Genomic DNA, 15260 nt, shown 5'->3' on the forward strand with positions numbered 1-15260 from the left:
AGGGGGCGGCCCGTTGCGCATCTGTCGACCGCCGTTTATAGCTGCGCCGACTTACAGGTTGATGAGCGCCTGGTCGACTGTCTGTTGAGTCTTGATTGTCTGTGAATTCGCCTGGTAATTACGCTGCGCGGTTATCAGGTCGACCAGTTGGTGTGTCAAGTCAACGTTCGAGTCCTCCGTTTGTCCACCGAGGAGAACGCCGTGATTGGTCGAGCCGGGACTCGATACTTGCGCCGCGCCGGAATCTCCCGTTTGGGCATAGAGGTTGTTTCCCATGTTCGCAAGACCATTTGGATTGCTGAAGGTTGCGAGGGCGACCTGACCGAGCACTAGCGTGGCGCCGTTCGAATAAGATCCGGTCAACGTGCCGTCTTCACCTACGGAGAACGCCGTCAGTTGCCCCGAGCTATTGCCGTCCGGTAGCAGCTGGGTTACGCCATTCTTGCCGGCATATTGTGTCGTGCCAGTCAGGTTCAACGTCAGATTCTGGGTCGTGGCGCCGTTGTCCGCGGCGTTGGGAATGTTGAATGTCAGAGCGGATGCATTTGGTGACGTGAGATGGCCTGAAGTGTCGAACGTGATGGTGCCCATGCTTCCAGAAGGATTGGGGCCCACAGGTGCGGGTGGATTTCCGCTGGTTCCGTAGACGTCGTATGAACCGGTTGCCTTCTTTACGAAATAGACGTTAATGGATTGGCTCCCACCCAGCGAGTCATAGACCGACATGGGCTGGCCGTAGCTATAGCTGCTGGGATCGGATGGATTGAACGGGTTCGTCGAGACCGGATCCTGAGAGTCGAGGTTGAACGCAGCCGAAATGGTTTTTGTCGCCGTGGGCGGCAGGCTAGCGGACGAGACCATGATCGGCCCAACGCTGCCCGTATTCATTTTCCCGTCGGGTCCGGGGGAGTAACCCATCAATGGCAGTCCTTGAGCATTCTCAATTACCCCGCTTTTGTCGAGATGGAACACGCCATTGCGCGAGTAGACCAGGGCGCCGTTGTTGGACAGCTGGAAGAATCCATTTCCGTTTATCGCAATGTCCAGTGGCCGATCGGTCTTCGTAAACGTACCGTTACTGAAGTCCTGTTCGACCGTGGATAAGCGCGTGCCGATACCCACCTGGTTATTGGCCGCGGTCATCACCGCGTTGGCATACATGTCGGCGAACTGCGCCGTCGAGCTTTTGAACCCGACGGTGTTCGCATTCGCGATGTTATTGCCGATCACATCGAGGTCCGTCGAGGCCGCGGAGAGGCCGCTAAGGCCGGTTTGATAGCTCATGAGTCACCTCAGTATTGGGAAGCTTCGTTCAACGTGGGCGTTGCCGCGCAGCGGCGCCTTTCCGTGATCAGTATTCCGACACTTGTCACCGTCGGCGGACGAGGAATAAGCGGTGAACCTCCGCCATCGACACTAAAACGAATTTCAATCCGCGTGGATATGGGAAAGCCGTGCTCGGCGAGAGAAAAGCTCAGCGTCCGCGGCAGCTTCTGGCCGATGTACCTCAAGTCCAATAACCCTAGATGTCGGTTGCCATGTCCGTCGTAAAGGTAGCCCGTTGTTTTAATCGGGTAATTGGACATCGCGATGGTTGTGACGGAGAGACTGAGTGTGTCGATGATTCCGTCATTACTCTCCGTATCCGCCTCGAAGCATGGGCCGCGTAAATCGACATTCCATCGGTCCACGCAAAGCGGACGTGTGTCGAAACCTTCCCATATCGAACCGGAACAAGCCGAACCGATGAGTTTGATCGGCTCAGGCGCGCTGCCGTTGCAGTCGTATCTGGATACAGTACCGGAAGCGGGAAAAAACTGCGCTCGCATGCTTTGTTCTGTGTCGAAAAAATTGAAGCGCGATTGTTCAATGAACGCGGACGTTTCGGTTGCACGCATCGGTCTCTCGATTCGTGAGGGCGGGTCGCTAACCCAGACAATGACGGTATCTGCGATGGGCCATGTTGCGTCTGAGATGTTTGCGACACCTTCGCCTTTCTCGCACTTATTGCCGTGCCTCTGCATACATTCAGGCTGAGCAGTCTCATGGCACGCAATGCGTTGCTATGCTAGTACAACAACAGTTCGCAAGGGCACGTCGAACGGCTGCAAAACCTGAATGTTCGACCGCGAGGTGCGTCTCGCCAGGCGCTGTTTCCGCCTGCGTCTTTGACCAGCGCGACTTCCAGCTGAGCTCTCTAATGAGCAAAAAAGTGAATGGAATATTTTGATCGCCCGTTGGATTAATAAGACTCTATGGCCGCGGTGGCTACAGTAGGATACCGGCATGTGCTTGTCGCAAATTCCGTGCAATGTGCTTGCGAAGCTCTTGTCGCAATCAACGCCGAAAGCAGGCTTCACACACTTTTTCTCAACCACATTGGAGGGGTCGATGGCCGTGATTCCGTCGTTGTCGTCGTTTTATTCGAACTTCGTCAATCAGGAAGCGAATCATTCGAAGCAGCAGCATTCGGTCGCGGGAAGCAGTGGGCAGTTTTCAGTCGATGCCGGAGCCGGCGCGAATTTGATCAAGGATGCGCAGAGCGCATCGGTACAAAACGCTCGAGAAAATGCCGAGATCACGCAAGAGAATGCGGTTGCCATCAGCGAGTTGGAAAAAAAGGGCTTTACCCTGACGCTCGGATCTTTTGTGGCGAGCTACAAAAATGAGGTTATGGTCGAGACGGATCAAAACAGCGACGGCACGATCTCGTTGTCCGAGCTTGGGAAGCAAGTGGTTGCCGGCGGCGGGACGAATGCTCAGGCTGTCGCAATGTACAAAGCCATGGATGAAAACGGCGATGGTTCTGTTTCAGCGCGGGAACTGGAGGATAGTTTGCCCAATCCATTCAACACCGCTGACTTCGTTGACCAGATGAAAGCCAGGGTCGGGCAATTCCAGAAGAGCGCTGATCCGAACGGAAGTATGACCGTCTCGCCGCCGGAAAGCAGCCCGGTTTCGGTAGACGCGGGTCTGGTCCTTGGCAGTCTCGCAATGGAGCTGGATACTGGCAGCCGAGCATCAAACTCCGGCAGCGGTCGATGATTCACGAACGGGTCAACGGTACCGAATGCCATTGTCCGCAAGGGCATATGCCATTCACGCGCACAAGGCCGGCGTCGCGACGGACGCCCAGAGCAGAATTGCGCCGGCCGCGCAGAACCACGAATCCAGACTCACGCCGCGATCCCCTCCGTCGAAGGCCGGATTGCGGTGGCGTTAAATCCGCTGAGGCAATTGAGATCGAGTGCGCGGACCTGGGCGGCCATGAAGTCGATAAATACACGGGTGCGCGTCGGCAGGTGTTGTCGGTTCAGGTAACAGATGTAGTGGCCGCGATCGTCGGGCGCATATCCGGACAACGCCACGACGAGTTGTTTGGCAACAATGTGATTGCTGACCTGATAGCCGGCCATTTGCGCAATGCCGGAGCCCTGCAGAACCGCGTGCAAGACCAGATCGGCATCGTTGAATGTGAAATGGGCCGTAGGCAGGTATTTGCGCACACGCCCATCGACCTTGAACTCCCATTCGAACACCCGCCCGCTGGAGAAGCGGAAGTTGATGCAATCATGCCGGCATAGCTCTTCCAGCGTATGCGGCAGGCCGTGCGCCGCCGCGTAGGATGGTGCGGCGCAGAGCGCCATCTGCATCGGAATCAGCTGCCTCGCGATGATGCTCGAATCCTCGATGCGCCCATCGCGGAATGCAACGTCGATCCGTTCGGAGGTAAAGTCCGTCGGCCGGTCGTCGAGCAGCAGATCGATGGCGATGTCGGGGTAGGCCTTGACAAACTTTTCCAACAGCGGCGCTACCACTTTCCTTCCGAAGCCCACCGTCGAGCTGATGCGCACCAGGCCGCGAGGCGGTCCCTCGCGAAGCTCCAGCATGTCGTTCATCGCCTCCACGAGGTGCGAGACACCCTGGTGGCAGTTCTCGAAGAACCGCTGGCCTTCACGCGTCAGTTGCGTGTTGCGCGTGGTGCGCAGGAATAGCCGCGTACTCAACTGCGTTTCGAGCTTCTGGACGTTGCGGCTCACAGCCGATCTGCCTACGCCCAGACGTTCGCCGGCCTTGGCGAAGCTCCCTTCGCTCGCCACCGCCATGAATGCCATGATGCCCGTATAGCTCGCGGCGATACTGGTGGACAGCGCGTCAGCGCGATTCGGCAAACCGAGGCGAAGGCAACGGTCCGACGTGTCCGAATGATTCATTCTTTAACCCCAAAAAGAAATTCGATGCGACCTGAGTTCACGTGTTTTGTGGCGTGTGCGCCGTCGTCACACGGGTGTCAGGTTTTTTTTTAACTGATTTGGAATTGCGCGGATGGTGATACTGCGATTTCACTTTGTATGACGGGATTTGCAGAGTCTTATCGCCGCGTACAGGCGCAGACAAGTGCCTTTGAAAGAAAGCGAAGTGCCTCTCGCGACTCCGGGTCAGAAGAGGTTGCGCGAAGAAAAAACTAGATGAAGGACTGGGAACATCGCCTGATGAGTCAATGCAGGACGCATGTCTATGTACATGTCGTCACATTCTGGTTTAACTATACGAACGCGCGCAATTCCGTTACTGGAGATTCGCGCACATCGCAAGCAAGGTTTTGGAAGCGTTCATGTGACTGCTTTGACTTGGGTTCTCGCACGGAGATGCCTCTGGGAGAGAATACGTTTGGATCGCAAGGCCTTGCGGTAACGACGTGAAAAGGGCTCTTCGTCACGAGCGGTTCTCCAGACCTGCCGTAGCGGCATGTCAGGTCCGCGTCGAATGACATCACATGCTGCGTGATAAGCAGAAGTTGAGTAGATGCTGCTTCGGGCGACAGCGGCGCGCGATTGTTTGTTGTAAACATTCATCGCCGCTGCCGCGCCTGGCAACCCTGCATCCGCGAACTCGGCGCCGGAGATCAGCCAAAGGACGCTTGCGGGTTCCCCGCAGCCAATGCCTCATTGCGATTTGGCGCTGGCGGATAGATCCACTGCGTGTTGATGATCTGCTTACGCGCCTTGCCTTCGGTGTGCGTCAATTTGATCTGCCGATCCCAGCCTTCCGAATAGATAGCACCCCATTCGCCGAGGTCGAGGCAAGTGGCATAAAACGGCTGCCGGTATTCGAGAGTCGGAACGCCAATCAGGTCCGCGGCGACATTGTGTCCGCCGAATTGCCCCATCACGATAGCGTGCTGACAGGACATTAATGCGTATCGTCCGTCATCGTCGCACCGCGCTCGCGCCACATCACCCGCCACAAACACGTCGGGTGCTTGCGGCACGCGAAGATCCGAGGCCACCTCAACGCGTCCCAGCGAATCAAGATGCGAGGAAACCTGCGCAGCCAATGAACTGGCGCGCATGCCTCCCGCCCAGATCACGGTCTTGGCCTCGATATGCGCTCCCGATGCTGTGCGAGCCCCATCCACGTCAATCGACACCACGCCCGATCCAAGCACGGCCTCGACGCCGAGTGAGTCGAAGGCTTCAGATACGAACGGGCGGGGATTAGGTCCGAGGTCGGGGCCAATCTCCGGCTGAGAGCCGACAACGACGACCCTGATAGCGGCATCAGGGCCAAACAGCTTGCGCATTCGCGCAGGCAACTCGGTCGCGACCTCGATCCCCGTGAAGCCGCATCCCACCACGACAGCGGTGTTGCGGGCGGGTGAATCCGGCAGTTTCGCCAACTCTTCCAGGTGGTGTTCGAGTACGACGGCGTCCTCGATGCAATCGACGGAAAAGGCATGATCCGCAAGCCCCGGCACCGGCGGTCTGTTCAGTTTGCTGCCGCTTGTCAGCAGCAGCCGGTCGTACGCGAGCGTGCGCTCGTGCCCATTTGCGGCCACCACGCGCACGGTCTTGTCGGCGACGCTAATTTCGTCGACAACACCCTCGACAAAGCCCACACCGATGGCTTCAAGCAGCGGCAGCAGCGGAGCGGCCATCCGCGTGGGCTCGCTTTCGTACAGGCGTGGCCGGATCTGCAGTTCCGGCTTCGTTGAAATCAGGGTGATTTCAACGTCGCGGGACGATACTCTTGCAGCATCGAGTACGCGAGCCGCGCCTAGCGCACCCCACACGCCGGCGAAGCCGGCACCCACAATCAGAATCTTCTGCGACATGATTTGCCTCTATTGGAGAGTTGCGGATTCAACGACAAGTAGCGAACTCACGACAACCGATACTCTGCTTCGTTACGCATTGATCAATCACACTACGGTTCGGTGACGCATCGCCGGAATAACGCCAGTGCCCTACGAGGCGAACGCTTGCGGATCAAAAGCGCCGCTGCCCCAAAGCACTCACTTCTCTGGCACGAGAACGGGCGCGCCCTTGTCCTTCAAAAGAAGCACAATGAACTTCGCAGGTTTAGTCTGGCTTGCGTTGCGCCCGACCACGTGCACATCGTTCGGGCCTTCATAGAAGGTCTGTCCGGGCGTCAGCGTCACTTCCTTGCCGCCTTTGACCTGCATCACGATCGAACCCTCGAGAACATAAACGAACGCGTGCGCATGATGCCGGTGCACGGGATCGACCGAACCCGGCGGATAAGTCACGGTGATCATCACGGCTTCCTTGCCGGGATAATCGTCGAGCGGCTTATTGAACAGTGGGCTGACAACGGCTTCGGGAGCGGCGGCGCGAGCCGTGCCGACGAGCATGCCGGCGAGAGCCAGCACGGCGATAGCGGTGTTCTTCAGGGTGGACATGGTGTGCATTCCAAATGGCGCGAGCCGTGCGCGGGACGACGATGACGGAGACCGGAACACATCGAGCGCTCAGGCGAGATTCGCCTTGTCGGCCGAACCCGGCACGGCCTTGAACGCGATGCTCGCGCGATTCCACCCGTTGATCGCCATCACTTCGAACGTCAGGTCCGACAGTTCCTTCTCGGAGAACTGGGTGCGCACGTGCTGGTAGATATCGTCGGAAACGCCATGTTCGGCAAGCTTCGTCAGAGCTTCAGTCCACGCGAGCGCGGCGCGCTCACGCGGTGCGAAAAGCGTCGACTCGCGCCAGATCGCGACATGGTGCAGACGCAGTTCGCGCTCTCCGTGCAAGCGTGCTTCCTTCACGTGCATATCGACGCAAAAGCCGCAGCCGTTGATCTGTGACGCCCGCACCGAAACGAGGTCGCGGATCGACTCTTCGAGCACGCAGTCCTTCAGCTGATTGCTGAATTCGAGGAATTTCTTGAAGAGTTCCGGCGATTGCTGGATGTAGTTGATACGCTGGGTCATGAACATCTCCTGAACGACGACGGTAAATATCCACTGTTAGCGGATGTCGTAAGCGGCAGTGCGCCGCGTGGAGGTATCGTAGGCCGGCGCGGCGTAGCGCGCTAGACGTGCAAATGGGCTCACGGTGTTGCCCCTTTGGCACCAATCAAAAGCAGACGGGTGCGTACCGAAGAGCGCATTGATCGATGCGCCGGTCGAGATGCCAGCGAGCATCTCGCTGTTGGCGATGATGTCGCATAGGCGGCAGTGGCGACACCTGCGGTAGCGGTCGTAATACATAGCGGTCGGCGTCCACTGGTGCCCACGCGGAAACGGAGCGTGTCCCTATACGTATCTACCACCGCAGGAAGCCGGCACCTATGATTTCCACCATGGCAGCGCGGTGACTCAACGGAGTTGACGGGTCGTCGAGGTCGCTTGTGGAGAGCACTATGTTTCGTCTCGCACCTCTGTTGATGCTGGTCGGCTGGATCACGATATCCATGGTCATTGTCGGACTTGCCATCGCACTCTCATTCAGCGGCATTCTCTGAAGCCGGATCTGCGGCGCCGGAATCGCGAATCTTGCGTTACCAACGCTGTGTGACGACAAAGCGAATCTGCTCGCTGGTGGTACTGAATTCATTGCAGATACGACATGGGTGGTTCGTCATGGAAACCGCAGAGATTGATTGCCTTGCAACGTCGCCGGCGTCGGCCCGAACAAATGGCTGCATCGAGGTCGGCGCTCATCTCGTGAGTGAGCGGGAAGGCTATACGCACCATGGAATATATGCAGGGAATGGACTCGTCATTCACTACGGAGGCTTTCTTCAATCCGTCAAACGCCGGCCCGTTGAATATATTGCGCTGCGCGACTTTGCGGCGGGGAACGGGATAAAGATTCAGCCTGAACCGGACGCTGTTTATAGCGGAATCGAAGCGGTGGAGAGAGCCCAGTCCCGTCTCGGCGAAGACCGATATCGATTGTTGACCAATAACTGCGAACACTTCTGCACGTGGTGTGTGCTGGGCTCCGGGCGTAGTCAGCAGGTGCGTCGATGCCTGAGGAATCCATGGGCAGGTGTCAAGACGCTGTTTGCGCTGGCGGAAGACAGTTGCCGCGATTTCGCGGCGCCGGTTCTTCGGGATGTTCAGCGGCTAACGCGCGCCTTGTGTCGCCAGCTTCGCAGCGAGTGTGCCACGCGCTTTTCCACGCGGAACTTCTTACGCAACTATCTGATGGGCGAGAGAATGAGCATTCAGTCAAACGCGAGACGGCGTGCGTCAGGCGCAGCGAAACCGGCTCTGTCTTTGATATTCACGGCGGCGCTATCGGCTTGCGTGAACTATGCAGGCATCCACGGCGAAGCGAAAACGGCCGAGCCGCAGCAGTTCGCAACGCGGCAAAGCCTTCCCGCCGAGCAAGGCCATTGGCCTGCCGCCAATTGGGCTGACCAGTTTGGCGATGCGCAACTGAGCTTGCTGATCAACGAAGCATTGGGCAGCAACCCGACGCTCGACCAGGCGCGTGCCCGCGTGGCAGCCGCCTTTGCCTACACCGAGACGGAGAAGGCGAGCACGATGCCGCGTGTTGATGCCAGCTATTCACTCACTCGCGAACAGTTGTCGAATACGACGTTCCTGCCGCCTCCGTTTGGCGGCTCATGGCAGACGGAGAACAGGGGCGTGCTGGGCGCCTCCTTTGATCTCGATCTGTGGGGCAAGAACCGCGAAGCGCTGAAAGCGGCAATCTCGCAGTCTCAGGCGAGCCAGGCCGATGCGCAAGTCGTCAAGCTGACATTGACGACGTCGATTGCCCGCGTCTACAACCAGCTTGCGCGCCTGTACGTGCTGCGCGATATCGCGCGAACGGAAATCACGCAGCGCGAGCGGATCGACCGCATTACCGCAGGGCGGATTGCGACTGGTCTCGACACGGAAGTGGAGCGCAAGACAGCGCAAGCCAATCTTGCGACAAGTCGCGCCTCTTTGAAATCGCTCGACGGACGAATCCTCACGACGTGCTATCAGATCGCCGCGCTGCTTGGCGCGGGTCCGGATCGTGGTTTGCAGATTGCACGCCCAACGCTCGGCGCGGGCGACGAAGTGCGCCTGCCCGACAACCTGCCCGCTGATCTCGTGAGTCGCCGCCCGGAAATCGTGGCCGCGCGTTGGCGCATCGATGCGATGGCGCACGACGTGAAAGAAGCGAAAGCGGAGTTTTATCCCGACATCAACCTCAGTGCCGCAATCGGGCTCGATGCGTTCGGCTTCGGCCGCTTTCTGACGGCGGCGAGCCGCACGGCGTCGGTCGGTCCCGCCATTCACCTGCCGATCTTCGACGCAGGCGAATTGCGCGCGCAGCTAAAGGGCCGCTACGCCGAGTTTGATTATGCCGTCGCGGCCTATAACCAGACGCTCGTGACCGCGCTGAGCGAAGTCGCCACGCAACTTGCGGACATGCATTCGACGGATGCGCAACTCGTCGATGCGCAGACCGCGCAGGAAGCGGCCCGCCAAGCCGACGAACTCGCGCTTATTCAATACAAGGCCGGCCTCACGAATCAACTGACCGTTCTGAACGTCGACCTGAACGCACTGTCCGCCGATCAGGCCGTCGCGAATCTGCGCATGAACCGCCGGGATCAGCAGATTGCATTGGCGTCCGCGTTGGGCGGCGGTTTCGTCGACGAGCCGAACACAGCCGCCGCGGCGGCGCCGCGCGCCAATGCCTCGGCACCCGGCGCGCCGGTCCTTGCTGTGCGCTGAGCCGTTACCCACCGAATCCGCCTGGAGAATTGAAGTGAGCGAAACCAACACAACGGAGTGTCCCGAGGCCCGCGCGGCAGCCACGAAGCATGACGCCGCAACGGCAAAGGGTGCTGTCGAAAACGCACCCAATCCGCGCAAGCGCAAGGTGCTGCTCGCGCTGCTTGGCGTGGCTGTCGTCATGTCGGCGGCCGCCTATGGTGCTTACTACATGACCTATGCGCGCTATCACGAATCAACCGACGACGCATACGTCAGCGGCAATCTCGTGCAACTCACGCCGCAGGTCACGGGCACGGTCGTCGCGGTGAACGCCGACGATACGCAGATCGTAAGGGCCGGCGACCCGGTCGTCGCGCTCGACGTTGCCGACGCGAAGGTCGCGCTCGGCAACGCTGAAGCAAACCTGGGCCAAACCGTGCGGCAGGTGAGCAGCCTGTACGTGAACAACCATTTCTACGCCGCGAACGTGGCGCAGAAGCAATCCGATCTGGTCCGCGCGCAGGCCGATCTGCGGCGCCGCCTGGCCGTCGCCGATACGGGCGCCGTGTCGGCCGAGGATATCGCGCACAGCCGCGACGCCGTGACGGCCGCACAGGCCGCCCTCGACGCCGCGCGTCAACAGGCCGAAGCCAACCGCGCGCTGACCGATCTCACCACGATCGAACAGCATCCCAATGTGCAGGCCGCCGCGTCGAAAGTGCGCGACGCCTATCTCGGCTATGCGCGCAACACGTTACCCGCGCCCGTCACCGGCTATGTCGCGAAGCGTGCGGTGCAGGTCGGGCAGCGCGTGTCGCCGGGCATGCCGTTAATGGCGATCGTGCCGCTCGACGGCGTGTGGGTGGATGCGAACTATAAGGAAAACCAGTTGCGCAATATGCGCATCGGTCAACCTGTCACGCTGACGGCCGACGTGTACGGAGGCAAGGTCAAGTATCACGGCCGGGTGGTGGGGTTCTCCGCGGGCACGGGCAGCGCGTTTGCGAGCTTGCCTGCGCAGAATGCGACGGGAAACTGGATCAAGATTGTCCAGCGTCTGCCCGCGCGCATCCAGCTCGACCAGAAGGAACTCGAAGCGCATCCGCTGCGGATCGGCCTCTCGATGGATGTCGACGTGGATACCCGTGACAACACGGGCCCGCAGCTCGGCGCGGCGACGAAGACGTCGTATCGCACGGATGTGTTCGCCGAATACGGCGCGCAAGCCGATGCGGAGATCGAGAAGATCATCGCGCGAAACATCGTCCCGTTGCATGCGGGATCCACGGGCAACGTTGCATCGTCGATGCCATCCGCGAAGCGCGAGGCAGGCGACAGGAGCGGCACCAGACAGCGCGCGGGCTAGACGACACGCCGGAGCGCGTCTCGCCGCGGCGTTCCGGTTCATTCAGTAAGCTGGCGGGCCGCGCGACTACGCGGTCCTGTCGAAAACTTCGGACTGGGAACGAGATGAATCCCTCGACGCAACTTGCACCGCCGCCGCTGACAGGCGGCAAACTGGTTCTCGCGACACTCGCCGTCGCGCTCGCGACGTTCATGAACGTGCTCGATTCGTCCATTGCCAATGTGGCCATTCCAACCATCTCGGGCAATCTCGGTGTATCCGTCGACGAAGGCACATGGGTGATCACGTTATTCTCGGCGGCCAATGCCGTGGCGATTCCGCTGACGGGGTGGCTGACGCAGCGGGTTGGTCAGATCAGACTATTCGTGAGCGCGATCCTGTTGTTTGTATTCTCGTCGTGGCTGTGCGGCGTCGCGCCGAATTTGATCGTACTACTCGCCGCGCGCGTCTTGCAGGGCGCGGTCGCGGGCCCGCTGATTCCGCTCTCACAGGCCATTCTGCTCGGCTCGTATCCCAAGGAAAGAAGTTCTACGGCGCTTTCCCTCTGGGCGATGACGGCGACGGTCGGGCCGATTGCGGGTCCGGCGCTGGGCGGCTGGATTACCGACAGCTATAGCTGGTCGTGGATCTTCTATATCAACATTCCCGTGGGCCTGTTCGCCGCCGCCGTGACCTGGATGATCTATCGCGACCGCGATTCGCCGACGCGCAAGCTTCCCATCGACAAGGTGGGCCTGCTGTCACTGATCGCATGGGTCGCGTCGCTGCAGATCATGCTGGACAAGGGCAAGGATCTCGACTGGTTCAATTCGCCGGTGATCTGCGTGCTCGCTGTCGTTGCCGGCATCAGCTTCCTGTTCTTCCTGATCTGGGAATTCACGGAGAAGAATCCAATCGTGGAGCTGCGTCTTTTCGCAGGGCGCAATTTCCGTGGTGGCACGATTGCGATCTCGGTCGCGTACGCCGTATTCTTCTCGAACCTCGTGATCTTGCCCCAGTGGATTCAGGGCTATCTCGGCTATCGTTCGGTGGATGCGGGTCTCGTGACGGCGCCGCTTGGCATCTTCGCGGTGCTGCTCGCCCCCGTGATGGCGAAGATCATGCCGAAGTCCGACGCACGGGTACTCGCGACTCTGGCGTTCCTCGGTTTTGCGGGCGTGTTCTTCATGCGTTCGCATTACACGAGCAGCGTCGATCCCTACACCCTGGTGCTGCCGACGCTGTTGCAAGGCATTCCGATGGCACTCTTCTTTACGCCGCTCACCGCGATCATCCTGTCGGGGCTGTCGCCCGAGAAGATTCCGGCGGCCGCAGGCTTGTCCAATTTCGTGCGCGTGTTCGCGGGCGGCGTGGGCACGTCGTTGATCTCGACGGGCTGGAACGACCGTACGATTCTGCACCATGCACAACTCGCCGAACAGTCGAGCGTGAATAACCCCGGCTACACGAGCGCTATTGCGAACCTCCAGACGACATTAGGCGGCAGCATGGAGCAGGCCACGGCGTTTTTCGAACGTTCGCTGAATGCACAGGCCGCGATGCTCGGGCTGAACGATATTTTCTGGCTCTCTTCACTGATTTTCATCGTGATCATTCCGCTGGTCTGGCTGACGAGACCCGGCAAGGTCAATGGCGGCGCGGCGGCCGGCGCGCACTAACGGCTCTCGATCTGCTAGTGGGATTCGAGATGATCCGCGGAATTGCGCAACGCTTGGCCGAATCAGATGAGCGCCAACGGGTCGAGCGGCGCGGTTGTTGCCGGTAAAAAATCCTTGCAAAGGCGCGCCTGCAGATCGGCGCGCCCGACGTCGATTTCCACAATGTCACTCACTCCCATTTCGGCAATTTTCTTGTCTTCAACTTTTCATGCATCTAGGAAAATCATACAAGTTGTCCGAGTTTCTGGTCTGGACCAGAAGGCAGATCTACGCGCTGTTCCTGTGGGGATCGGTACCGGTTGTTCTTTATAAAGCCCTGGGGTTTTCGTGGCTGTCCGTACCGCTGAGTGTCGTTGTTCTGCTCGGTACGGCAACATCGTTCATAGTGGGTTTCAAGAACGTTCAGACCTACAATCGGGCGATGGAGGCGCAGCAGATCTGGACTTCGATCCTGAGCGCCAGCCGACTCTGGGGCGTCATAGCCCGGGATTTCCCCATGGATGCGGAGGTCTCGAAAGCACTGGTTAACCGCCATCTGGCATGGCTCACGGCACTGCGTTACGAGCTCAGGCAACCGCGTGTATGGGAAAGTGCGGACAAGCCATTCAACGCCGAGTACCAACGCTTCTATCGTATTCCCGAGCGCGCGGTGGCGATCCAGGATCTACTCCCGTTGTATCTGCCTCCTGAGGAGACAAAGCAGGTATTGTCGAGTGCGAATAAGCCCACGCAGGTTTTAAGTCTGCAAGGTGCGGCTATTAGCCGATTGCTTGCTTCCGGAAAAATCAGCGTTAGCTTCTACATGGAATTGGAAAGAACGCTCCGGGATCTGATCGACCAGCAAGCGAGCGCGGAGCGACTCAAGAACTTTCCTTATCCCCGCCAGTACGCAACCATCAATACATTGTTCGTGCGGTTTTTTTGTCTGCTTTTCCCGTTTGGCTTGCTTCAGGAGTTCAACAAACTTAACGACGGCGTGACCGGGTTCATGCACGGCAACATGGTTTGGCTCGTCGTGCCGTTCAGCGTGGTCGTTTCGTGGATGTACACCTCGCTCGAGCAGGTCGGGGACAGCACTGAAAACCCCTTTGAAGGAGGCGCCAATGACGTGCCGATTTCAATGCTTTGCCGGACTGTCGAACGCGAACTCAAGGAGATGCTCGGTGATGCGGAGATGGCTCCCATGCCGGACCACGAGACTACTGTCGTGCTCTAGATTCGACGTTAATGGAACTGCGGGGGGCGGTGTGCGTGCGTTTGGGGCACATCCGGATCGACCCTGAGTGGCTTTGCAACAGCCCGTGTTGGAATGCGAGGAGTACGGTCATGTTTAAACCGAGATCCAGACGAATCTTATGCAACGTCACGCGCGGGCTCGTATGTGCGCTGATGCTGACGGAAGTCGGAACACCAGCGAACGCGGTCACGGCGATGCGTGCGGTAGATATGGCGGCCTCCAATGTCGCCCAATCCGCGCCAGTTTGTCCGTTCGTAGGCGACGATCCCGTTGTCGTTCGGGATAGGGTGGTGAATCAGCATGCGCATGCCGGGCCGCCTTCCTTCGGCAACCGCGTTCTGCGCTTCGTCCACCTTCCTGTTGGTAATGATCGATCCCGTCACGACTCGACGGAGTCTGGACTGGCTGACGATTTCACGTTTGTCGTACCCGTCCGGTATGGAATACGGTATCAGGCGGACAAGCACCGGTTGACGGTCAACGTCGATTTGTCCGGTGACGACGATCCAGCAGACATTCTGATCAAAAGAACAGTAAGCGGACCAAGCGGCCGAAAGCTTGTGGTTGCACCCGAAGCGCGGGCCAAGGGGTTCATTCAGCAAGTCGACGTAATCGAACTCGAGTCTGACAAGAGTAAGAAGACCACGGTTCGCGGAAGCGTGACGCTCTCCCCGGCCGCGTACGCGGAAACGGAAGGGGAGTACGCGATTGTCATCATGGGACATATGGTGTCCCCGTATTTCAGCGACCGGATCGATCATCGAGATCCTACGGATGACGAACCAACTGATATCACGACCAGAACTTCCCGCTTATACGCTGATATCAGCGCCATCTGGCTGATAAACGCAAAGCGAAGCGTGGTGCTGTCGAAGACGCTGCATCTGTCGAAGTAGCTGGAACACGCAGCATCGCTCCAATGCGGATGATCGTTTCGTCACCGCGTGAATGGGTATGCGTGTCTCACTCGACACGGTGGTGCATTTTCCTGGTGTTGTCGATTGTTGCCGGTCCGGCAACATGATGATTTCG

The 15260-nt window shown here is 59.0% G+C and carries 13 protein-coding genes; 6 read left to right on the top strand and 7 right to left on the bottom strand.

What is annotated here, in order from left to right; all coding sequences use genetic code 11:
• Positions 1-51 precede the first annotated feature (51 nt).
• Complete coding sequence (gene flgE, locus ACFSNN_RS22055) at positions 52-1284, bottom strand: flagellar hook protein FlgE (protein WP_134455725.1); 1233 nt, start codon at positions 1282-1284, stop codon at positions 52-54.
• Between the two features lie 8 nt (positions 1285-1292).
• Complete coding sequence (locus ACFSNN_RS22060; RefSeq protein WP_134455726.1) at positions 1293-1898, bottom strand: hypothetical protein; 606 nt, start codon at positions 1896-1898, stop codon at positions 1293-1295.
• Positions 1899-2391: 493 nt separating this feature from the next.
• Here ACFSNN_RS22060 and ACFSNN_RS22065 point away from each other — a divergent pair, with 493 nt between their 5' ends.
• Positions 2392-3045 (top strand): EF-hand domain-containing protein, encoded by a 654-nt coding sequence (locus ACFSNN_RS22065; protein ID WP_377690001.1) that lies wholly within the window; start codon positions 2392-2394, stop codon positions 3043-3045.
• Positions 3046-3176: 131 nt separating this feature from the next.
• Here ACFSNN_RS22065 and ACFSNN_RS22070 read toward each other — a convergent pair whose 3' ends face one another.
• The 5 genes from ACFSNN_RS22070 to ACFSNN_RS22090 form a co-directional block, all read right to left on the bottom strand.
• Complete coding sequence (locus ACFSNN_RS22070) at positions 3177-4214, bottom strand: LysR family transcriptional regulator (protein ID WP_134455728.1); 1038 nt, start codon at positions 4212-4214, stop codon at positions 3177-3179.
• Positions 4215-4906: 692 nt separating this feature from the next.
• Entirely contained in the window at positions 4907-6115 is a 1209-nt protein-coding gene (locus ACFSNN_RS22075) for an NAD(P)/FAD-dependent oxidoreductase (RefSeq protein ID WP_134455729.1), read from the bottom strand.
• Between the two features lie 180 nt (positions 6116-6295).
• Positions 6296-6703: a cupin domain-containing protein gene (locus ACFSNN_RS22080; protein WP_134455730.1), complete on the bottom strand. Its 408-nt coding sequence runs from the start codon at positions 6701-6703 to the stop codon at positions 6296-6298.
• Between the two features lie 69 nt (positions 6704-6772).
• On the bottom strand, positions 6773-7234 hold the full coding sequence (locus tag ACFSNN_RS22085; protein WP_134455731.1) for a carboxymuconolactone decarboxylase family protein: 462 nt from the start codon (positions 7232-7234) through the stop codon (positions 6773-6775).
• 36 nt (positions 7235-7270) lie between these two features.
• Positions 7271-7513 (bottom strand): hypothetical protein, encoded by a 243-nt coding sequence (locus ACFSNN_RS22090; RefSeq protein WP_134455732.1) that lies wholly within the window; start codon positions 7511-7513, stop codon positions 7271-7273.
• 372 nt (positions 7514-7885) lie between these two features.
• Here ACFSNN_RS22090 and ACFSNN_RS22095 point away from each other — a divergent pair, with 372 nt between their 5' ends.
• The 5 genes from ACFSNN_RS22095 (at position 7886) to ACFSNN_RS22115 (ending at position 15124) form a co-directional block, all read left to right on the top strand.
• Positions 7886-9985 carry an efflux transporter outer membrane subunit gene (locus tag ACFSNN_RS22095; RefSeq protein WP_134455733.1) on the top strand — a complete coding sequence of 700 codons (2100 nt, stop codon included), beginning with the start codon at positions 7886-7888 and terminating at the stop codon, positions 9983-9985.
• A gap of 34 nt (positions 9986-10019) precedes the next feature.
• Entirely contained in the window at positions 10020-11333 is a 1314-nt protein-coding gene (locus tag ACFSNN_RS22100) for an HlyD/EmrA/EmrK family protein (RefSeq protein WP_134455734.1), read from the top strand.
• A gap of 104 nt (positions 11334-11437) precedes the next feature.
• Positions 11438-12991, top strand: coding sequence for a DHA2 family efflux MFS transporter permease subunit (locus ACFSNN_RS22105; protein ID WP_134455735.1), 1554 nt, complete (start codon positions 11438-11440; stop codon positions 12989-12991).
• A 208-nt stretch (positions 12992-13199) separates the two neighbouring features.
• Positions 13200-14207 carry a bestrophin family protein gene (locus ACFSNN_RS22110; protein WP_134455736.1) on the top strand — a complete coding sequence of 336 codons (1008 nt, stop codon included), beginning with the start codon at positions 13200-13202 and terminating at the stop codon, positions 14205-14207.
• Between the two features lie 110 nt (positions 14208-14317).
• A complete protein-coding gene (locus tag ACFSNN_RS22115) occupies positions 14318-15124 on the top strand; it encodes a hypothetical protein (protein WP_134455737.1) in 807 nt (268 codons plus the stop codon).
• Positions 15125-15260 lie beyond the last annotated feature (136 nt).

The organism is Paraburkholderia dipogonis (assembly GCF_042680985.1).
Taxonomy (GTDB): Bacteria; Pseudomonadota; Gammaproteobacteria; order Burkholderiales; family Burkholderiaceae; genus Paraburkholderia; species Paraburkholderia phytofirmans.